The organism is Nitratireductor sp. ATLC21, assembly GCF_057196525.1.
Genome location: NZ_JBXUOU010000001.1, coordinates 49,831 through 69,122, shown reverse-complemented (window position 1 = coordinate 69,122; position 19,292 = coordinate 49,831). Strand labels below are relative to the sequence as shown.

At 58.3% G+C, this 19,292-nt stretch carries 18 protein-coding genes and 2 tRNA genes; 7 read left to right on the top strand and 13 right to left on the bottom strand.

The genetic code is table 11. The annotated features are described in order from the left end of the window. Window positions 1–39 precede the first annotated feature (39 nt). From nuoF to AC2CHD_RS00320, 7 genes are read right to left on the bottom strand one after another with little or no spacing between them, the layout of a single operon-like run. Window positions 40–1,344 (bottom strand): NADH-quinone oxidoreductase subunit NuoF, encoded by a 1,305-nt coding sequence (gene nuoF, locus AC2CHD_RS00350; protein WP_223004259.1) that lies wholly within the window; start codon window positions 1,342–1,344, stop codon window positions 40–42. 11 nt (window positions 1,345–1,355) lie between these two features. After that, window positions 1,356–2,537, bottom strand: a complete 1,182-nt coding sequence (locus AC2CHD_RS00345) for an NADH-quinone oxidoreductase subunit E (RefSeq protein WP_484552187.1) — start codon at window positions 2,535–2,537, stop codon at window positions 1,356–1,358. Beyond that, window positions 2,538–3,728: an NADH-quinone oxidoreductase subunit D gene (locus AC2CHD_RS00340; protein ID WP_229447127.1), complete on the bottom strand. Its 1,191-nt coding sequence runs from the start codon at window positions 3,726–3,728 to the stop codon at window positions 2,538–2,540. It abuts the gene before it with no gap. Window positions 3,729–3,785: 57 nt separating this feature from the next. Continuing rightward, window positions 3,786–4,184, bottom strand: coding sequence for a four helix bundle protein (locus tag AC2CHD_RS00335; RefSeq protein ID WP_484552186.1), 399 nt, complete (start codon window positions 4,182–4,184; stop codon window positions 3,786–3,788). A 28-nt stretch (window positions 4,185–4,212) separates the two neighbouring features. After that, window positions 4,213–4,815 (bottom strand): NADH-quinone oxidoreductase subunit C, encoded by a 603-nt coding sequence (locus AC2CHD_RS00330; RefSeq protein ID WP_065817673.1) that lies wholly within the window; start codon window positions 4,813–4,815, stop codon window positions 4,213–4,215. A gap of 8 nt (window positions 4,816–4,823) precedes the next feature. Further along, window positions 4,824–5,399 carry a NuoB/complex I 20 kDa subunit family protein gene (locus AC2CHD_RS00325; RefSeq protein ID WP_229447129.1) on the bottom strand — a complete coding sequence of 192 codons (576 nt, stop codon included), beginning with the start codon at window positions 5,397–5,399 and terminating at the stop codon, window positions 4,824–4,826. Next, a complete protein-coding gene (locus tag AC2CHD_RS00320; RefSeq protein ID WP_223004263.1) occupies window positions 5,390–5,755 on the bottom strand; it encodes an NADH-quinone oxidoreductase subunit A in 366 nt (121 codons plus the stop codon). Before AC2CHD_RS00320 ends, AC2CHD_RS00325 begins: the two co-directional genes overlap by 10 nt. A gap of 370 nt (window positions 5,756–6,125) precedes the next feature. On the opposite strand from AC2CHD_RS00320, the gene AC2CHD_RS00315 reads away from it, so the two are divergent. The 4 genes from AC2CHD_RS00315 (at window position 6,126) to AC2CHD_RS00300 (ending at window position 10,405) form a co-directional block, all read left to right on the top strand. Beyond that, window positions 6,126–7,322 (top strand): winged helix-turn-helix domain-containing protein, encoded by a 1,197-nt coding sequence (locus AC2CHD_RS00315; RefSeq protein WP_484552185.1) that lies wholly within the window; start codon window positions 6,126–6,128, stop codon window positions 7,320–7,322. Window positions 7,323–7,765: 443 nt separating this feature from the next. Beyond that, window positions 7,766–8,194 carry a TadE/TadG family type IV pilus assembly protein gene (locus tag AC2CHD_RS00310; RefSeq protein WP_229447131.1) on the top strand — a complete coding sequence of 143 codons (429 nt, stop codon included), beginning with the start codon at window positions 7,766–7,768 and terminating at the stop codon, window positions 8,192–8,194. A 1-nt stretch (window position 8,195) separates the two neighbouring features. Further along, complete coding sequence (locus AC2CHD_RS00305; RefSeq protein WP_484552184.1) at window positions 8,196–9,959, top strand: pilus assembly protein TadG-related protein; 1,764 nt, start codon at window positions 8,196–8,198, stop codon at window positions 9,957–9,959. A 206-nt stretch (window positions 9,960–10,165) separates the two neighbouring features. Then, window positions 10,166–10,405: a hypothetical protein gene (locus tag AC2CHD_RS00300; protein WP_484552183.1), complete on the top strand. Its 240-nt coding sequence runs from the start codon at window positions 10,166–10,168 to the stop codon at window positions 10,403–10,405. A 295-nt stretch (window positions 10,406–10,700) separates the two neighbouring features. Here the strand turns inward: AC2CHD_RS00300 and AC2CHD_RS00295 are convergent, their stop codons facing one another. Beyond that, window positions 10,701–12,140, bottom strand: a complete 1,440-nt coding sequence (locus tag AC2CHD_RS00295) for a GGDEF domain-containing protein (protein WP_484552182.1) — start codon at window positions 12,138–12,140, stop codon at window positions 10,701–10,703. A gap of 154 nt (window positions 12,141–12,294) precedes the next feature. Here AC2CHD_RS00295 and AC2CHD_RS00290 point away from each other — a divergent pair, with 154 nt between their 5' ends. Beyond that, window positions 12,295–12,453, top strand: a complete 159-nt coding sequence (locus tag AC2CHD_RS00290; RefSeq protein WP_484552181.1) for a hypothetical protein — start codon at window positions 12,295–12,297, stop codon at window positions 12,451–12,453. Between the two features lie 167 nt (window positions 12,454–12,620). Here the strand turns inward: AC2CHD_RS00290 and AC2CHD_RS00285 are convergent. Continuing rightward, window positions 12,621–12,697 (bottom strand) — tRNA-Asp (locus tag AC2CHD_RS00285). A gap of 184 nt (window positions 12,698–12,881) precedes the next feature. On the opposite strand from AC2CHD_RS00285, the gene AC2CHD_RS00280 reads away from it, so the two are divergent. Further along, a tRNA-Val gene (locus AC2CHD_RS00280) sits at window positions 12,882–12,957 on the top strand. 88 nt (window positions 12,958–13,045) lie between these two features. Continuing rightward, window positions 13,046–13,516, top strand: a complete 471-nt coding sequence (locus AC2CHD_RS00275) for an acetyltransferase (protein ID WP_484552180.1) — start codon at window positions 13,046–13,048, stop codon at window positions 13,514–13,516. Window positions 13,517–13,631: 115 nt separating this feature from the next. Here the strand turns inward: AC2CHD_RS00275 and hupB are convergent, their stop codons facing one another. The 4 genes from hupB to AC2CHD_RS00255 form a co-directional block, all read right to left on the bottom strand. Further along, the gene (hupB, locus tag AC2CHD_RS00270; protein WP_223020414.1) at window positions 13,632–13,907 is read right to left on the bottom strand and encodes a DNA-binding protein HupB; all 276 of its coding nucleotides are present in this window, start codon (window positions 13,905–13,907) and stop codon (window positions 13,632–13,634) included. A 256-nt stretch (window positions 13,908–14,163) separates the two neighbouring features. Beyond that, on the bottom strand, window positions 14,164–16,590 hold the full coding sequence (lon, locus tag AC2CHD_RS00265; protein WP_229447136.1) for an endopeptidase La: 2,427 nt from the start codon (window positions 16,588–16,590) through the stop codon (window positions 14,164–14,166). Window positions 16,591–16,916: 326 nt separating this feature from the next. Then, complete coding sequence (gene clpX, locus AC2CHD_RS00260) at window positions 16,917–18,191, bottom strand: ATP-dependent Clp protease ATP-binding subunit ClpX (RefSeq protein ID WP_229447137.1); 1,275 nt, start codon at window positions 18,189–18,191, stop codon at window positions 16,917–16,919. Window positions 18,192–18,511: 320 nt separating this feature from the next. After that, window positions 18,512–19,144, bottom strand: a complete 633-nt coding sequence (locus AC2CHD_RS00255; RefSeq protein ID WP_229447138.1) for an ATP-dependent Clp protease proteolytic subunit — start codon at window positions 19,142–19,144, stop codon at window positions 18,512–18,514. Window positions 19,145–19,292 lie beyond the last annotated feature (148 nt).

The window sequence follows — 19,292 nt, the reverse complement described above, 5'->3', positions numbered from 1 at the left end:
CCGCTTACCTCTCGCCCCTTACGGAGCAAACCTTCACTTTTATTCCGCCGCCACCAGCGCCGGCCGGGCCTGATGCGCGTTGCGGGTGAACTCGTCGATGCGCCGCTCGATCTCCGGGCGGAAATGACGCACGAGGCCCTGGATGGGCCATGCAGCCGCATCGCCAAGGGCGCAGATCGTGTGTCCTTCCACCTGCTTCGTCACGTCGAGCAGCATGTCGATTTCGTGTTTCTGGGCCTGGCCTACGACGAGACGCTCCATCACGCGCCACATCCAGCCGGTGCCCTCGCGGCACGGCGTGCACTGGCCGCAGCTCTCGTGCTTGTAGAAATAGGAGAGCCGCGCAATCGCCTTCACAATGTCGGTGGACTTGTCCATCACGATCACGGCGGCGGTGCCGAGACCGGACTTCAGTTCGCGCAGGCTGTCGAAGTCCATCGGCGTATCGATGATCTCACTTGCCGGCACCAATGGCACCGAAGAGCCGCCCGGAATGACCGCCAAAAGATTGTCCCAGCCGCCGCGAATGCCGCCGCAATGGCGCTCGATCAGCTCGCGGAACGGGATCGACATTTCCTCTTCCACCGTGCACGGATTTTCCACGTGTCCGGAAATGCAGAAGAGCTTCGTGCCCTTGTTGTTCTCGCGCCCGAAGGACGAGAACCACGATGCACCGCGACGCAGAATGGTCGGTGCAACGGCGATGGATTCGACGTTGTTCACGGTCGTCGGGCAGCCATAGAGGCCGACATTCGCAGGGAATGGCGGCTTGAGGCGCGGCTGGCCCTTCTTGCCTTCAAGGCTTTCGAGAAGTGCCGTTTCCTCACCGCAGATATAAGCGCCGGCGCCGTGATGGACGTAAACGTCCATGTCCCAGCCGCATTTGTTGTTCTTGCCAAGCAGGCCCGCTTCGTAACACTCGGCAATGGCACGCTCGAGCGCCTCGCGCTCACGGATGAACTCGCCGCGCACATAGATGTATGCGGTGTGGGCGCCCATGGCGAAGCCGGCGATCAGGCATCCCTCGACCAGCGTGTGCGGGTCGTGACGCATGATGTCGCGGTCCTTGCAGGTGCCAGGCTCCGATTCGTCGGCATTGACGACGAGGTAATGCGGACGGTCGCCCGGCTCTTTCGGCATGAACGACCATTTGAGACCGGTCGGGAAGCCGGCGCCACCGCGCCCGCGCAGGCCCGACGCCTTCATCTCATTGATGATCCAGTCGCGGCCCTTGTCGATCAGCCCCTTGGTGTTGTCCCACAGGCCGCGCGACTGCGCGCCCTTCAGGGAACGGTCGAACTGGCCGTAAATATTGGTGAAGATGCGGTCTTTATCCTGGAGCATGGCTCAGTCCCTCACCTCGGCTTCTTGCCGAAGACCCTGATGTATTCGGCTTCGCCGCCCTTGGCGAGCGCCTTGGCCTGTTTGACCCAGTCCTCGCGCTCGATGCGGCCATGAAAACTCAGATAGCCGTCGACCCATTCGCGCTCGGCCTTTTTCCACTTCGAAACCTGCTCGAAGGTGAAAATGCCCAGATCGTGCAGAATGCCTTCGATCTTCGGGCCGACGCCGGAAATCATCTTGAGGTCGTCGGGCTCTGCCGGACGCTCGATGCCGGCCGGACGGTTCTTGTCCTCAAGCGCAGGCTTGGCCGGTTTTGCTGTTTTTGCGGCCCCAGATGCTTTGGGTGCGGTGGCGGTTTTGGGCGAGGTGCCAGGCTTCCTCTTCGGAGCAGCCTTGGCAGAAACAGCGGCGGCTGCCGATGTCTTGCCATTGTCCGCCTTGACCGGGGACGGCGACTTGATTGCCGGATCGGTTTCGGTGGCAGACGTGTCGGGCTTGGCCGCGCGTGACGGCGGCACCTCGGTGCCTGCGGTCGCCTTCCTCCGGCTGCCGGGCTTGCCCTTCGTCTTGCCGGTGACGGCCTTTTCGTCGGTCAGCGCCGTGAGGCCACTGGCAGGAGCCGAATAGATGCGGTCGATCTGCGGACCGGGCTTGATCGTGTCGCCCTTGCCTGCCTCGAATGCATCGATGATTTCTTCCAGACGCTCAGGCGTCAGATCTTCATAGGTGTCCTTGAAGATCATGACCATCGGCGCGTTCACACAGGCACCCTGACACTCCACCTCTTCCCACGACAGCGTGCCGTCGGCATTGGGGTGGAAGGGTTCGGGATTGATCTTCTTCTTGCAAAGTTCGATCAGTTCGCCGGAACCGCGCAGCATGCAGGGCGTGGTGCCGCAGACCTGAATGTGGGCGCGGGTGCCAACGGGTGCAAGCTGGAACTGGGTATAGAAGGTGGCCACTTCGAGCACGCGGATCAGCGGCATGTCCAGCATGTCTGCCACATGCTCGATGGCTGCGCGCGTGACCCAGCCTTCCTGCTCCTGCGCGAGCATCAGAAGCGGGATTACCGCCGACTGTTTGCGGTCCTTCGGATATTTGCCCAGCCAGCGCTTCACCTCCCCGTTCATGGCACGGGAAAAAGCGAAGCTCTGCGGCTGGACGGCTTCGTCTGCGAGACGGCGGACTGACATTTATCTGTCTACCTCACCAAACACGATGTCGAGGGAGCCAAGCACGGCGGCGACGTCGGCCAGAAGATGGCCGCGGCACAGGAAATCCATTGCCTGGAGATGAGCAAAGCCCGGCGCGCGCAGCTTGCAGCGATAGGGCTTGTTGGTCCCGTCGGAGACGAGATAGACGCCGAACTCGCCCTTGGGCGCTTCCACGCAGGCATAAACCTCGCCTTCGGGCACGTGGTAGCCTTCGGTGTAGAGTTTGAAGTGGTGGATCAGCGCTTCCATCGACCGCTTCATCTCGCCGCGCTTGGGCGGGACGATCTTGCCGTCGGTGTTGGAGACCGGGCCGACACGCTCCTTGCCAAGCAGCCGATCAACGCACTGGCGCATGATCTTCGCCGACTGGCGCATCTCTTCCATACGGATGAGATAGCGATCATAGCAGTCGCCATTCTTGCCGACCGGGATGTCGAAATCCATCTCCGGGTAGCATTCATAGGGCTGGCTCTTGCGCAGATCCCATGCCGCACCCGAACCGCGCACCATGACGCCCGAGAAGCCCCAGGCCCATGCATCTTCCAGCGTCACGACGCCGATATCGACATTGCGCTGCTTGAAGATGCGGTTGCCGGTCAAAAGATTGTCGAGATCGTCCACCGTCTTGTGGAACGGCTCGATCCAGTTGCCGATGTCCTCGACGAGCTGATCGGGAATGTCCTGATGAACGCCGCCGGGGCGGAAATAGGCCGCGTGCATGCGCGCGCCGCAGGCCCGCTCATAAAACACCATCAGCTTTTCGCGCTCTTCAAAGCCCCACAGCGGCGGGGTGAGCGCACCCACGTCCATCGCCTGCGTGGTGATGTTGAGCAGGTGGTTGAGGATGCGGCCGATCTCGGAAAAGAGCACGCGGATGAGCTGCCCGCGGATCGGCACGTCAATACCGATCAGCCGCTCGACGGCCAGCGCGAAAGCGTGTTCCTGGTTCATCGGCGCGACATAGTCGAGCCGGTCGAAATAAGGCACGGCCTGCAGATAGGTCTTGTGCTCGATCAGCTTTTCGGTGCCGCGGTGGAGAAGCCCGATATGCGGATCGACACGCTCGACCACCTCGCCGTCGAGCTCTAGCACAAGGCGCAGAACGCCGTGCGCCGCCGGATGCTGCGGGCCGAAGTTGATGTTGAAGTTGCGGACGGAGTGTTCAGTCATGACGCGCTCCATCGACGGCCACCGCCGCGTGAATGGTGAATGGTGAATGGTGAATGGTCATGCTTCACCCTTTGCGCGCTGTAGTGATCTCACGAATGACACCAGCATTTTTCCAAGTTTCTCATAACGGGGTTCAAGCGAACGCAACTGATGATCGGCGAGCAAACCAACACGCGCCGCGAGTATTGTGTGCGTTTCAAGCTCCTTTAGCGAGCCCTGAGCCATTCGTAGGTATTGCACAAACACCTTGCGTTGCGCGCGACCAAAACCCTCTGCAATGTTGGCCGGAATCGAAGATGCAGAACGGCGCATCTGGGAAGTCATCCCAAACATCTCCTCACGCGGAAAAGCGCGTGTCATTGCATAGATGTCTGCTGCCAATTCCATCGAATCCTTCCAGACGTTCAGATCACGATAATCGTGAATTGCAGGCCGTTCTGGTGTCGCGTCATCCATTCACTATTCACTATTCACTATTCACCATTCACTCTTTCGCCTTTTCATCGCCGGGCAGAACGTAATCCGTCCCCTCCCATGGCGAAAGGAAATCGAAATTGCGGAATTCCTGTCGCAGCTCGACGGGCTCATAGACGACACGCTTCAGATTGTCGTCGTAACGCACCTCGACAAAGCCGGTCAGCGGGAAATCCTTGCGCAGCGGGTGGCCCTCGAAACCGTAGTCGGTGAGGATGCGCCGCAGGTCCGGATGCCCGGTGAAGAGAACACCGTACATGTCATAGATTTCGCGCTCGAACCAATTGGCCGCGGGAAACACTTCGATGGCCGAAGGCACCGGCGTGTCCTCATCCGTCGAAAGCTTCACGCGGACGCGCTGGTTCTGGCGCGGCGAAAGGAGATGGTAGACCACCTCGAAACGCTTCTGGCGCGAGGGGTAGTCCGCTCCCGAAATGTCGACGAATGCGAAGAACTGACACTGGACGTCGTTCTTCAGAAAATTGAGCACATCGACGATGTCGCCCGGCTCGACCAGGAAGGTCAGTTCGCCATAGGCGACGACCGCATCCTGGATCTGCGCGTCGAGCTTTTCCGTGACGTATGCCGCCAGGTCCTTCAGCGCTTCGCTCATATCCGCCTCTAACGTTCGATCGTGCCAGTGCGACGGATCTTCTTCTGCAGAAGAAGAATACCGTAAAGCAACGCTTCCGCCGTGGGCGGGCAGCCAGGCACATAGATATCGACGGGCACGACGCGATCGCAGCCGCGCACCACCGAATAGGAATAGTGATAATAGCCGCCGCCATTGGCGCAGGAGCCCATGGAGATGACGTAACGCGGCTCGGGCATCTGGTCATAGACCTTGCGCAGCGCGGGCGCCATCTTGTTGGTCAGCGTGCCGGCAACAATCATCACATCAGACTGGCGCGGTGACGCGCGCGGCGCGATGCCGAAACGCTCTGCATCGTAGCGCGGCATGGAGATGTGCATCATCTCGACAGCGCAGCAGGCCAGGCCGAAGGTCATCCACATGAGCGAGCCGGTGCGCGCCCAGGTGATCAGCGCTTCCGAAGACGTGACAAGAAAGCCCTTGTCGGAAAGTTCGTTGTTGATGCCCGTGTAGAACGGATCGTCCGAACCGATCGGGTTGCCGGTGTTCGGATCAATCAAACCCTTGGGCTGGGGCGCTACGAGCGTGCCGTTGTTCAGTCCCATTCCAGCGCTCCCTTCTTCCATTCATAGATGAAGCCGATGGTCAGAACCCCGAGGAACACCATCATAGACCAGAAGCCGAGCCAGCCGATATCTCCGAACGCCACCGCCCACGGGAAGAGAAAAGCCACTTCCAGGTCGAAGATGATGAACAGGATTGCCACCAGATAGAAACGCACATCGAACTTCATGCGCGCATCGTCGAATGCGTTGAAGCCGCATTCATATGCGGAGAGCTTCTCCGGATCCGGATTGCGATAGGCCACCAGGAATGGCGCAACCACCAGCGCAAGCGCGACGACGAGCGCGACGCCGATGAAAATAACGATAGGTAGGTATGAACTCAGAAGCTCATTCATGGTCCGACTTTCCGTTGCCCGCCGCGGGCGAGGCTGCGTATCAAGGCCCGTGACCGGGTTTTTGCGCCTACGGCCAAGGCAGCAAGGCTAGGCTCATGTTGCAACGCGGCGAGGGTTAGCGCAGGGCGCTTGGCGACGCAAGTCAAACCTTGGCCAGATTGCGGCATTGTCGCACGCATATCCGCCTTTGTTCACAAAACGCGCCCCTGCGCGTGTGCCGCAACAGCGGAGATAACGCACAAAAAACGCGTGTAAAGCATCCTCGCCTTCATGTCAGGAGACTGCGCTGTTTTGGAACAATCGGGTGGCATATGCCCGATCGACTGGCTAGGTCTTTTATGAATCGAATGAGCGGGATGAACGCAGGCCCATGCGAAGAGAGCGACTCACACCGGCTGAGGTGCGGCGAATTGCCCTTGGCGCCCAGGGATTTTCCGCTCCGCTGCCCCAAGGCCCTGTCACGCGACAGCACATCAAGCGAACGCTGGCCCGCACCGGTTTGTTGCAGATCGACTCAGTCAACGTAGTCGCTCGCGCGCATCTCATGCCGCTCTATGCCCGACTTGGCCCCTATCCAGTGGAGCTCCTGGAGCGCGCCCAGGCGAAAAAGCCGCGCATGCTGTTTGAGTACTGGGCGCATGAGGCCTCCCTTCTGCCGGTGGAACTGCAGCCCCTTCTGCGCTGGCGAATGGAGCGCGCGCGAGACGGTGAAGGCGTCTACAAAGGGCTCGTCCATTTCGCTCGCGAAAAGCGAAACCTTGTCGAACGCCTGTACAAAGAGGTCGAGAGCCGGGGGCCGATGGCTGCGTCGGATTTCGAGGGGGAAAGTGGAAACGGCGGCTGGTGGGGCTGGAGTGAAACAAAGAAAGCGCTCGAATGGCTTTTCTGGTGCGGGCGCATCACCACCCATTCCCGCCGCCCAAGCTTTGAGCGGCTATACGACCTGCCCGAGCGCGTGTTGCCACGCGATATCATCGCTTCTCCCACCCCGCGAGAAGAGGACGCACAGCGCGCTCTGGTCAACATCGCAGCGCGCGCCCTCGGTGTTGCCAGTGAGCCGGATATCAGGGACTATTTTCGATTAAAGCCCGATGTATCGAAGGCCCGTGTCGCCGAACTTGTCGAGGATCGCATCTTGCATCCCGTAGAGATCCGCGGCTGGCGTCATACCGCATATCTTCACGAGGACGCACAGCTGCCAAGACGCATCGACAGGGCCGCTCTGCTCGCTCCGTTCGATCCGATTGTATGGGAACGCGCCCGGGCCGAACGTATCTTCGGATTTCGCTATCGGATCGAGATTTATACTCCCGCTCATAAGCGTGAGCACGGATATTACGTTCTGCCCTTTCTGCTCGGTGATCGTATTGTTGCTCGCGTAGACCTCAAGGCGGAACGGTCAAAACGGGTTCTGATCGTTCAGTCGAGCCACGCGGAGCCCGATGCACCCGCTCACACAGCAGAAGCCCTGCACAAGGAGCTTGAGCGGTTCGCTTTTTGGCTCGGTCTCAATTCCATTCTGATCATGCCGCGCGGAAACCTGGCGCCAGCATTGAAAATGCTCTGACTGACGCGACGTCACCCTTCAATCCTTCGATTTTCGTGGTGTTTTTTGCAACCATTTCAGGAATTACTCTGACAGTTACAAAACTTTTCGAATTTTTTTTGCAACCTCTGCTTTTTGAGAGTGATGTCTTCTTCGCGCTAAATCGAATTTGCTTTTGAGAGACTGAAATCCGCATTTTACAATCTCAAGGTGATATTCCCGACCCAGCGAGCAAGGGAGAAAGCCCACGAAACCAACGCTCTCAACGTGAACATTGAAATACAAATCTTAATTGTGTAACCCTGAGTTGTTTTCAAGAAAAGACATGACTGCAAATCAGCGGTTGCTTCTAAAAAAAACACAACCGATCAAGCACAATCTACAGTATTAAAGACCACCTCTCTTGTTTAATCTTTGTTTATTTCTGCTCATCAATCCTGCTTACGGGCTTGGGAGTACTGAAAATGGACAGAAGATATTTCGTAAAATTTCTCCACCGATCAGACGGCACAGCAGCGCTAGAATTCGCCATTATTGCGCCGGTGTTTTTTCTCACCGTTTTTTCGATGATTGCTTACGGAATCTATCTAAGCGCTGCCCATTCCGTTCAACAGGTCAGTGCTGACGCCGCTCGTGTTGCAGTCGCGGGGCTTTCTCAGACAGAAAGGCAAACGCTGGCGCGAGACTACATCCAAAGATCGATGACCGATCACCCGTTCATCGACGCGCAGAAGTTCGACGTTCAAGTGGCGGACGATGCTGGCAACCCTAACCAGTTTACCGTTTCCGTCGAATACGATGCCGGCGACCTGCCTATATGGTCACTTTACTCATACGCAATGCCCGACAAGAAAATAGTAGGGTATTCAACGATCCGGCTTGGGGGGCTTTGACATGCCCGGAACCCGCTTTGCGTTTATCAGCAGGTTCGCCGAGGATCGCCGGGCAAATGTCGCAACACTTTTCGCGCTGTTCGTGCCCGTCATGATTGGGTGCGTGGCGTTGGCCGTGGATTACGGCAACCTTACTTTACAAGACAGAAAACTTCAGAAGACCGCTGATCTCGCTTCGATCGTTGCTGCTGCGGACATTACAAGGGCAGAGAAAGCTGTCGCCCAGTTTTTCTCACTCAACAAGCAAGAGATCGCCGTGGAGACGGATGAAGGTCTTTTGCTTGACGGACGCTATCTGTCCGCCGACCAATATATTGAGCAGGAAAAGCGAGGTATCGCACGCCTTGTCCGCGGGCGTTACTACCCAGACCCTTCCATCTCTACAAACCTGCGTTTCGTGGAGATGGAAACCTCGCCCGATGCCGCAAGGGTGACGATCAGAAAGCGCGGAGACCTCTATTTCGGCGCCATGTTCGCAGACCCGCCCGAATTGTCTGCGGTCGGCACCGCCTCGGCGGAGAAACTCGCAGGCTTCTCGGTAGGGTCGCGGCTTGCAAGCCTCAATCACGGCATACTCAACGGACTGCTCGGGGGGCTTCTCGGAACGACGATCTCGCTGAAAGCGATGGACTATGAGGGACTGCTCGACACCGACATCGATCTTCTGTCTTTCATGCAGACCCTGGCAACACGCCTCGACCTGACAGGCCTGACATACAGCCAGATACTCGAAACTGACCTTTCGCTACCTGAATTGTTGTCGACGATGCGCCTGACAAGTGGCGTTCAGCCAACGGTTCAGAGCGTTCTGAAAACGCTCGAAACGGCAACCTCGAAAAACAACAACTCGATCAGGCTGGAGCAGCTTCTGAATCTCGATTCCATCGGTCCGCTGAGCATTGCGACAAATGCTCCGTGGGAGATGAGAATTTCGGCGCTCGAAATGATTACGATGGCTGCTGCCCTTGCCAATGGAGACAATCAGGTTGCCGTCGACACCGGCTTGGCGCTGCCTCCCCTCAGCAACCTTTCGGTCAAGCTTGCAATAGGCGAACCGCCTGCCGGGACGCCCAGTCATGCGTTAGCGCCGATAGGGACGGCTGTACGCACCGCGCAAACGCGCCTGAAGGTCACTTTTGAGGTCGGCATTGACCTGGTGGTCCTGAAGACGAAATTGCGTATCCCGCTCTATGTGGAAGTCGCACACGCGGAGGCACGCCTCGCCGACATCCAGTGCAGCCCCTCGCAACCAAACAGAGGCAGCGTCTCCGTTGACGCGATGCCAGGTCTGCTGGAGATCGCGCTGGGCGAGGTCGATGACCGTGCCCTGTCGACCTTTTCAGATCAAGCGCGCGTGACGCCCGCCAAGATGATCGACGTCGGAGGTGTGCTGAGTGTATCCGTCAACGGTCAGGCGCATGTTGAAACGCAGAACATGGAAACGAGCCGGTTGAGATTCTCAAGTTCGGATATCCAGCAGGGGCGCATCCGAACCGTTTCGACCCGGGATGTTCTCGGCTCGACAACCAGCTCGCTGCTGAACAATCTCCATCTCGACGTAGAGGTTCTGGGCGGATCGGTGCTCGGCGGAACGCTTTTGAACAATTCGCTTGTGAAAGGGACGGTTAAGACGCTCCTCTCCAGCCTTTCCGACCCTATAGACGAACTCCTTTACAATGTGCTGGCGCTGGCCGGTGTGAAGATCGGCGAAGCCGATGTAAGGGTCACCGGCGTCCGCTGCAAACGCCCGGTGCTCGTACAATAGCTCCCAAGCAGAATGTGCAGCCACCTGCCCCGCAATTGAAATTGCGGGGCTTTTTTTGTCTTTGTGCTCTGCATGGCTCATCGGCGGGAGCCGTTTCGTTCCGATTGGTGTCTGACGCGGAAGAGGTGTAAGATCGCCTGCATAGCCGCATGACCAGTCGTATAGAATGCCTGACATATGCAACATGCGGCCACGTGGAGGAAGACATGAAACCCTATGCACTTGTTGTAGCGCTGATCGGCCTGTGGCCGGCGGCGGCCCTTGCGCATTTCTGCCCCAGCCTGATGAGCGAAATCGATCAGGCCATGCAGACAGCCTCGCTCTCCGAGAGTGACAGCGCTCGTGTGAAAGAACTGCGGGCAATGGGGGAGGAGCAACACAAGGCCGGCGATCACGACGCATCGATGTCGAGCCTGGAGGAAGCCAAGGCCCTGCTTGGCCTTTAGCCTCTGAGTGCATGTCTTTGACGTGCTCAAAAACAAAAAAGCGGGCCTCGGCCCGCTTCCTTCGTTCCCGAGAGCCATCTGGGTGCCGGTACCTTCATGGTCACCACAGGGTCGTTCGGATCGAATACAGCGAATGTCCGGGGAACCTCGCCACATATCCTGCAGGACGTCCCACGCCGGTTCAACCGCCGCTCGACAGGATATGGTGTTGTCCGGCACACAATGCAACAGCGCCTGTGAGGAAATTCGCCACCATCGTTGAACCTCTTCCTGCCACACCAAGGCGGAAAAGGACTTATGCGGGCCTCCAGCCCGGCGTCTGATCATGTATCTCGGAACGGTTGCGCCCGAGATGCTTTGCACGATAGAGCGCCTTGTCGGCTTCTTCCATAAGGGCTTCGACATCAGCCGAGCCATCATGTGAGGCAGCCAAGCCGACGCTCACAGTGACACTAATCGGAGCTCTGTTGTCTGGCGTCACCTGCGCTTGCGCAAAAGCGCGCCGTATCCTTTCGGCGATCTCAAGGGCCTGCTCGCGCGTGCATTTTGGGAGAAGGATGGCGAATTCCTCGCCCCCTACCCGCCCGATAATATCGGCAGACCGCAGGCACGCAGAGATCTTTTCTGCTGCAATCGAGATCACCTGATCACCGGTTGCGTGGCCGAAGCGGTCGTTGATGGACTTGAAGTGATCGATATCGAGCATAAGCGCCGAATATGGATGGCTCTGTTTGGCGCAGTACCGAGCAAGCTTCTGCGCCTCCTCACCAAATGCACGCCGATTGAGGAGGCAGGACAAGGGGTCGTGCCGTGCGAGATGCGAGAGTTGCGCAATCAGATCCTTTTGCTTCGCCATGGCGCTGGCGAGCATGAGAGGGGCCAGGGTAATCAAGCTCACTCCCAGACGCATCGATATCAACGCGTTTTCCGCGGATGCACCGGCCATATAGTTGAAGAGATCGGCCGACAGAGCGATCAGACTCCAGAAGCTGAACGCCGACGTCAAAAGGACGGTCACAAAGCGCGGGTAGACGATGGCTGCCCACAGAAGGGCCGGCACAGGAAATGCCAATGCTCCGGGCCCGCCGATCTCGAAACTGGCAAAGCAGCTGAGAAGCAGAGCAAGCACCGGCAGTGCGAGATAAGCCAGCCGTTTCAGCGAAATGCCTCGCGGGAATGAGAACAGGCGTATGGTCAGAATGACAGGAAGGATGGCCACATAGTTCGCAAATTCCGTGACGAACCAGAAGGCCCAGCCCCCGACGGCACTGCCGCCGAACAGCACAGGATTGGCGACCGCTCCGACAAAACCTGCCATGCACGCGCCAAAACCGATAGCGGAAACGAGTTGTGGAACCGATTCTGGTGTTTGAAGACGGATGGCCTCACGCGAATACAGACGCAAAACCGCGTAAGCTCCCCCGATCCCGGCGAGGTTGGCACCGGTCAGTATCAACGCTTTACCCCACGGCGAGCCGGTCATCAGATCAGCGAGGATGAATCCCGCGGTGGCTGCAATCCAGCCCAAAGGCGTTGCTGTTGTCGGGAACCGTAAAAGCAGGCCAAGCATCACAGCGTTGGCAGGCCAGACATTTGCAAGAAAATCGAGCGGGCGGGTGTATATGCCAAAAAGACAGGTGCCAAAAATCACAACGCCCAGCAAAAATGCAGACTGGATCATCTTCGAGACTGATCCTCTGCGCGCTCCTTCGCTGGCTTCGATCTTCGTCAGCACCACTTCAGGCCCCCACACTAGAGAAGCAGTCTAGTATCGAATGATATCACGCAGGTTAAGAGAAACAGGTGCCTCCTCTTTTTCGCAGCCCGATGAGCATTGGTTAACGCTTCCGTGCAGGGTCCATTAAAGTTCCTGCATTATCTTTCTCGGCATGAGCCTTACAAAGCTGTTCTCGTGTGTGTTGCGCGTAGCGCTTTTGCTTTCACCGGCAGCCGCCGCTGTGATCATGTTCGTCTATCTTCTGGGAGTGGCAGAACGAGGTGACGAGCCACAGAGCGTCGATCCTTTCCGCACTGCAACGATACGTTGACAACCCCGCTACGCGTTGAAGCAGGAGCGCGAGAGCGCAAGACCGAGCACGCCGTCCGTTTTTCACGCGATCACGTGCGCTGCGGAAGGACATCAGAGAAATTCTTGAAGCGAAACAAAATGATCTGGGATTTTTTCCCAGCGCCACTTCCCGATGTTTATGAGAAGTGGCGCGAGTGACGGGGCTCGAACCCGCGACCTCCGGCGTGACAGGCCGGCACTCTAACCAACTGAGCTACACCCGCGCTTGAGGCGTTGTGCCGAAGCAGCAACGCGTCGATGAGCGCTGAATTAGGGGGTTCTTGATGTGGTGTCAAGCAGCCAATCTGCAGTTTGTGAAACTTTCTTGATGTTGGTTCAATATGCGTTGGAGAAGGCGTTTTTTGCTTGCGATCCGTGCGCGAACCCCCTAAACGATCCGCTTGGAATGGGCGATTAGCTCAGTTGGTAGAGCGCTTCGTTTACACCGAAGATGTCGGCAGTTCGAGCCTGTCATCGCCCACCATTCCCTCCCCATTATCGAAGTGTTGCTGCTTCTTCACTCCTGGGTGCTGCCTGGCTGCACACTTGCCTTCCTGCCGCGGAACAGATGCATGGCAAAGATTCGCAAATCCCGCAAAGACGACCTCGTTGATCTGATGGAGATCTGGCGGCGGTCAGTCCGTGCGACACATGATTTCCTTGCCGAATCAGATTTCCGGGCGATCGAGGTTGAGGTCGCCGGCAGCTATCTCCCGGGCGCGGAACTTTGGGTCGCGGTCGATGATCAGGATTCGCCCCTCGCCTTCATGGGGCTTTGCCAAAAACATATTGACAGTCTTTTCGTGGATCCGGATTTGCGCGGCTCAGGCCTTGGTGCGCGTCTCATCGCGCATGCGCGCGCAATTGCCGGCAGAAATATCACTCTGGATGTCAACGAGCAGAATGAGCAGGCGCTTGGCTTCTATAAGAAGATGGGTTTCGAGATCAAGGCGCGCTCGCCGAGAGATGGCGCCGGACGCCCCTATCCGCTTCTGCATATGAGCCTCGAGAGCCGAAAGACGCGCACCGGAACGGCGGGATAGACCGTCTCCCCGTCCGGGGCTCGCCGGAGAATGACACCGGCGTCGCTCCCGACTTTGCCTCAAAAGAAAAGCCGGGTTGAAACCCGGCTTTTCTTGTATTCCGTTAAGAGCGCGATCAGCTGTTGACCGCGTCCTTGAGGCCCTTGCCGGCCGAGAACTTCGGCACGTTGCGAGCCGGGATCTGAACCGTGGCACCGGTCTGCGGGTTGCGGCCCGTGGAGGCTTCACGCCGCGAGACGGAGAAGTTGCCGAAGCCGACGAGGCGCACGTCCCCACCCTTTTTGAGTTCGCCTTCGATCACGGAGAAAACCGCATCGACCGCGGACTGGGCGTCGCCTTTGGAGAGGCCTGCCTCTTCTGCGACTGCGGATACGAGCTCGTTCTTGTTCATGTAATTACCCCTTCCTGATAAGGACCAAGTGATGCGACTCACTCGGCTCGAGGCAGTCTAGGGAGAACAGTTGCCGCCACCAAGCACGAAATGCTTTCAAGCGCTCTAAAACCCACGTTTTCTGCGGTTTTCGACAGAAAAGCCGGACAAAATGTCCGGCTTCTGAAGATTCTGCCGAAAATACGGCAAGGAAATGCCTCAATCCCTTGCGCCGCACCGGTTACACGCTCTTGCTGAACCGGCGCGGCGAACGGAATCAGTGAGCGATGGTCTGCCCTTCCGTCTCGCCTGCCGCGACCTTTCCGGCAGGCTCCACGGGCTCCACCCATTCGATCGGCTCCGGCATGCGTGTGAGTGCATGTTCCAGAACCTCGCCCACACGGCTCACAGGCACGATCTCGAGACCGTTTTTCACATTCTCGGGAATGTCGGCCAAATCCTTGGCGTTCTCTTCCGGAATGAGCACCTTCTTGATCCCACCACGCAGGGCGGCAAGAAGCTTTTCCTTCAGACCGCCGATGGGTAGCACGCGACCGCGCAGGGTGATCTCGCCGGTCATGGCGATGTCCTTGCGCACCGGGATACCCGTCATGATGGACACGATGGACGTTGCCATGGCGACGCCTGCCGACGGGCCATCCTTGGGGGTGGCGCCTTCCGGAACGTGCACGTGGATGTCCTTCTTGTCGAAGACAGGCGGCTCGATGCCGAAATCGACGGCGCGCGAGCGGACATAGGATGCCGCTGCCGAAATCGATTCCTTCATCACGTCGCGCAGATTGCCGGTGACCGTCATCTTGCCCTTGCCGGGCATCATCACACCTTCGATGGTGAGCAACTCGCCACCAACTTCCGTCCAGGCGAGACCCGTCACGACACCAACCTGGTCCTCACCCTCGGCCTGTCCGAAGCGATAACGCTGCACGCCCAGATAATCCGACAGGTTGTCCTCGGTCACTTCGACCTTGTCCTTGCCGCCGTCCTTCTTTGCGTTGCGCAGGATTTCCGTCACCGCCTTGCGGGCGAGCTTCATCAGCTCACGCTCAAGGTTGCGGACACCCGCCTCACGCGTGTAGGTGCGGATGATCTGCTGGAGCGCGCCATCGGTCACGGAGAACTCGTGCGCCTCCAGAGCATGCTCGCGCACGGCCTTGGGCAGGAGGTGGCGCTTGGCGATCTCCACCTTCTCGTCTTCGGTGTAGCCGGCGATGCGGATGATCTCCATGCGGTCCATCAGCGCTGGCGGAATGTTCAGCGTGTTGGCCGTGGTGACAAACATCACGCTCGACAGGTCGTACTCCACCTCGAGATAGTGATCCATGAAGGTCGAATTCTGCTCCGGGTCGAGAACCTCAAGCAGGGCCGAAGACGGATCACCACGGAAATCCATGCCCATCTTGTCGATCTCGTCGAGCAGGAAGAGCGGGTTGGACTTCTTGGCCTTCTTCATCGACTGGACGACCTTGCCAGGCATCGAGCCGATATAGGTGCGCCGGTGGCCGCGGATCTCTGCCTCGTCGCGCACGCCGCCGAGGGCCATGCGGACATATTCACGTCCGGTGGCCTTGGCGATGGACTTGGCGAGCGAGGTCTTGCCGACGCCGGGCGGTCCGACGAGGCACAGGATCGGGCCCTTGAGCTTCTTCTGACGACTCTGAACAGCCAGATACTCGACAATACGCTCCTTGACCTTCTCGAGGCCGAAATGGTCCGTGTCGAGCACGTTCTCGGCGAACTCGAGGTCGTTCTTGATCTTGCTGGGCTTTTTCCACGGAATGGAGAGCAGCCAGTCGAGATAGTTGCGGACCACCGTGGCCTCGGCCGACATGGGCGACATGGTCTTGAGCTTCTTCAGCTCGGCTTCCGCCTTTTCGCGCGCTTCCTTGGAGAGCTTGGTTTTGTTGATCCGCTCTTCCAGTTCCGCGGCCTCATTGCGACCGTCCTCGCCCTCGCCGAGCTCCTTCTGAATGGCCTTCATCTGCTCATTCAGATAGTACTCGCGCTGGGTCTTCTCCATCTGGCGCTTGACGCGCGAACGGATACGCTTTTCCACCTGCAGAACGGAAATCTCGGCTTCCATGAAGCCCATGGCCTTTTCCAGCCGCTCACGCACGGAGAGCGTCGCCAGCATTTCCTGCTTTTCAGGAATCTTGATGGCCAGATGCGAGGCGACCGTATCGGCCAGCTTCGAGTAATCCTCGATCTGAGTCGCGGCGCCCACCACTTCAGGCGAAATCTTCTTGTTGAGCTTTACGTAATTCTCGAAATCGGAAACGACCGACCGTGCCAGGGCCTCGATCTCGACCTGATCCTCTTCGGGTTCGGGAAGCAGATCGGCGGTCGCCTCATGGAACTCCTCTCGGTCGGTGAACTGCGCGATGCGCGCACGCGACGTGCCCTCGACGAGCACCTTGACCGTGCCGTCGGGCAATTTGAGAAGCTGCAGGACATTGGCAAGCGTACCGACATCATAAATGCCACTTGGCTCCGGGTCGTCATCGGCGGCGTTCATCTGCGTTGCCAGCAGAATCTGTCGCTCGGCACCCATCACCTCTTCCAGCGCCTTGATCGACTTGTCGCGGCCGACAAAGAGCGGAACGATCATATGCGGGAACACCACGATATCGCGCAGCGGCAATACGGGGAAAGCAGTGCCAGCAGCGGTCTTGGGGGTATCAGTCATGTTTCAGCCTTTTCAAACCGCGACCGCTCGAGAGCCGGCCGCGGGTTTCAGTCTATCCGGCCAGAGCGTTATCCACCAGAAGCAACCGCATAATTGCGCGATGTCCGTATGGAAACCACCCCACCTTTACTCCTCCCTTAGTTGGAGACATGAACCGAGAAGATCAAGGGCCTGGGCAAGATGCGTGGACCGGACACACAGCCTGCCGCCTGTCACCGTCCCGATTCGGTGGTTTTGGGGTATATCGACGCTGCAAAAAACGCGAACGTCACCGAAGCCGGACTTCGGTGACGCAAACACGCACACTTCCAAACGCGGACGATTCGTCAGGCGCTGGCGTTGCCCTTTTCCTGCTCGCGCTCTGCATAAATATAGAGCGGGCGGGCATTGCCGGCGACGACTTCGTCAGAGATTACAACCTCCTGGACGCCTTCCAGCGCCGGCAGCTCGAACATGGTGTCGAGCAGGATCGCTTCCATGATTGAGCGCAAACCGCGCGCACCCGTCTTGCGCTCGATCGCCTTGCGGGCAATCGCGGCAAGCGCGTTTTCATGGAAGGTCAGTTCCACATTCTCCATGTCGAACAGGCGCTGGTACTGCTTGACCAAAGCATTCTTCGGCTCGCTCAAGATCTGAACAAGAGCAGCCTCGTCCAAATCTTCCAGCGTCGCCAGCACCGGCAGACGTCCAACGAATTCAGGGATGAGACCGAATTTCAGAAGGTCTTCCGGCTCCACCTGACGGAACAGCTCGCCCGTAGGCCGATCCTCCGGTGACGCGACCGTCGCGCCGAAGCCGATGGAGGTTTTGCGGCCACGGTCGGAAATGATCTTGTCGAGGCCTGCAAATGCACCGCCGCAGATGAAGAGGATGTTGGCTGTATCCACTTGCAGGAATTCCTGCTGCGGATGCTTGCGACCGCCCTGGGGAGGAACCGAAGCGACCGTGCCTTCCATGATCTTCAGCAATGCCTGCTGTACACCTTCGCCCGACACGTCACGCGTGATCGACGGATTGTCGGATTTACGCGAAATCTTGTCGATCTCGTCGATATAGACGATGCCGCGCTGCGCCCGCTCGACATTATAGTCGGCCGACTGGAGCAGCTTGAGAATGATGTTCTCTACATCCTCGCCAACATAGCCAGCTTCGGTAAGCGTCGTTGCATCGGCCATGGTAAACGGTACATCGATGATGCGGGCGAGCGTCTGAGCCAGCAATGTCTTGCCGCAGCCGGTGGGGCCGATCAGCAGAATATTCGACTTGGCCAACTCCACATCTGCATTCTTCGATGCGTGGGCAAGGCGCTTGTAGTGATTGTGGACCGCCACGGAGAGCACGCGTTTGGCATAGCTCTGGCCGATCACATAATCGTCAAGCACTTCGATGATTTCCTGCGGTGTGGGCACGCCCTCGCGCGACTTCACCATCGAGGATTTGTTTTCCTCGCGGATGATGTCCATGCACAGTTCAACGCACTCATCGCAGATGAAGACAGTCGGTCCCGCAATCAGTTTGCGGACTTCGTGCTGGCTCTTGCCGCAGAAGGAGCAGTACAGCGTGTTCTTGGAGTCCCCGCTGCCGTTGCTGGCCTTGCTCATGTCTTACGTCCTTTCACTACCCACCGGCATGTCGCCCCGTACCTGCCGGGCGGTCATGGCGCCTGAAGACGGAACAGCCCCCAAGCGGTCCACGCTCTGTCTTCGAAACGAAACACAAATCCGAAAACGCGGCAACCATACCGAGCCCCTTACCAGACCTTGGCTCTGGAAACTCAATATAGGCTTAACGTAGGCGTTCACACACCGGCTGCAAACACAAAAATGTGACAGAATTGACGCAATCGACCGCAAATGCATGCCGAATTGCGCCGCACCCGGCGCCAGGCCGGGCCCGTGGTTGATGAAAGCCAGACCGGATATCAGGAATCAGAAGCTTTCTCGACCGCTTCGCGTGAACTGATCACCTTGTCGATCAGCCCGAACTCCTGTGCCTCGTCCGAGGTCATGAAGTGGTCACGGTCGAGCGTCTTTTCGATCGTCTCGTAATCCTGGCCGGTATGCTGCACATAGACTTCGTTCAGACGGCGCTTCAGCTTGATGATGTCCTGCGCATGACGTTCAATATCGGACGCCTGCCCCTGGAAGCCACCGGAGGGCTGATGCACCATGATGCGCGCATTGGGCGTGGCAAAGCGCATATCCTTGTGGCCGGCGCACAACAGCAGCGAGCCCATGGACGCCGCCTGACCGATGCAGAGCGTCGAGACCGGAGGCTGGATGAACTGCATCGTATCGTAGATGGCCATCCCCGAGGTCACCACACCGCCCGGCGAATTGATATAAAGCGCAATTTCTTTCTTGGGGTTATCGGCCTCAAGAAACAGAAGCTGGGCGCATACGAGCGAGGCCATGCCATCCTCGATCGGGCCGGTGATGAAGATGATGCGCTCTTTGAGAAGGCGCGAGAAGATGTCGTAAGCCCGTTCACCCCGGTTCGTCTGCTCGACGACCATGGGCACCAGATTCATGGCGGTATCGACGGGATTCGGCATGAATATACCTTTCGGTTGGAAGTCGCACGCCGCAAATCCGGCGCGCGCAAAAGCGGCAGAATCGTTTGGTTCAAGGGGATAAATAGGATGCCCCCTTCCCCTGACGCAAGAGCAAGCGCGTATCAAGATGCTCGGCGGGTGTCGTTTA

What these genes read in the sequence shown, in the direction of transcription:
- lon (WP_229447136.1), bottom strand. Translation starts at nt 16,590, where the DNA reads ATGACTGATACCCCCAAGACCGCTGCTGGCACTGCTTTCCCCGTATTG.
- clpX (WP_229447137.1), bottom strand. Translation starts at nt 18,191, where the DNA reads ATGAGCAAGGCCAGCAACGGCAGCGGGGACTCCAAGAACACGCTGTAC.
- AC2CHD_RS00340 (WP_229447127.1), bottom strand. Translation starts at nt 3,728, where the DNA reads ATGACTGAACACTCCGTCCGCAACTTCAACATCAACTTCGGCCCGCAG.
- hupB (WP_223020414.1), bottom strand. Translation starts at nt 13,907, where the DNA reads ATGAACAAGAACGAGCTCGTATCCGCAGTCGCAGAAGAGGCAGGCCTC.
- AC2CHD_RS00345 (WP_484552187.1), bottom strand. Translation starts at nt 2,537, where the DNA reads ATGTCAGTCCGCCGTCTCGCAGACGAAGCCGTCCAGCCGCAGAGCTTC.
- AC2CHD_RS00315 (WP_484552185.1), top strand. Translation starts at nt 6,126, where the DNA reads ATGCGAAGAGAGCGACTCACACCGGCTGAGGTGCGGCGAATTGCCCTT.
- nuoF (WP_223004259.1), bottom strand. Translation starts at nt 1,344, where the DNA reads ATGCTCCAGGATAAAGACCGCATCTTCACCAATATTTACGGCCAGTTC.
- AC2CHD_RS00305 (WP_484552184.1), top strand. Translation starts at nt 8,196, where the DNA reads ATGCCCGGAACCCGCTTTGCGTTTATCAGCAGGTTCGCCGAGGATCGC.
- AC2CHD_RS00320 (WP_223004263.1), bottom strand. Translation starts at nt 5,755, where the DNA reads ATGAATGAGCTTCTGAGTTCATACCTACCTATCGTTATTTTCATCGGC.
- AC2CHD_RS00290 (WP_484552181.1), top strand. Translation starts at nt 12,295, where the DNA reads ATGAGCCTTACAAAGCTGTTCTCGTGTGTGTTGCGCGTAGCGCTTTTG.
- AC2CHD_RS00300 (WP_484552183.1), top strand. Translation starts at nt 10,166, where the DNA reads ATGAAACCCTATGCACTTGTTGTAGCGCTGATCGGCCTGTGGCCGGCG.
- AC2CHD_RS00330 (WP_065817673.1), bottom strand. Translation starts at nt 4,815, where the DNA reads ATGAGCGAAGCGCTGAAGGACCTGGCGGCATACGTCACGGAAAAGCTC.
- AC2CHD_RS00335 (WP_484552186.1), bottom strand. Translation starts at nt 4,184, where the DNA reads ATGGATGACGCGACACCAGAACGGCCTGCAATTCACGATTATCGTGAT.
- AC2CHD_RS00255 (WP_229447138.1), bottom strand. Translation starts at nt 19,144, where the DNA reads ATGCCGAATCCCGTCGATACCGCCATGAATCTGGTGCCCATGGTCGTC.
- AC2CHD_RS00325 (WP_229447129.1), bottom strand. Translation starts at nt 5,399, where the DNA reads ATGGGACTGAACAACGGCACGCTCGTAGCGCCCCAGCCCAAGGGTTTG.
- AC2CHD_RS00310 (WP_229447131.1), top strand. Translation starts at nt 7,766, where the DNA reads ATGGACAGAAGATATTTCGTAAAATTTCTCCACCGATCAGACGGCACA.
- AC2CHD_RS00275 (WP_484552180.1), top strand. Translation starts at nt 13,046, where the DNA reads ATGGCAAAGATTCGCAAATCCCGCAAAGACGACCTCGTTGATCTGATG.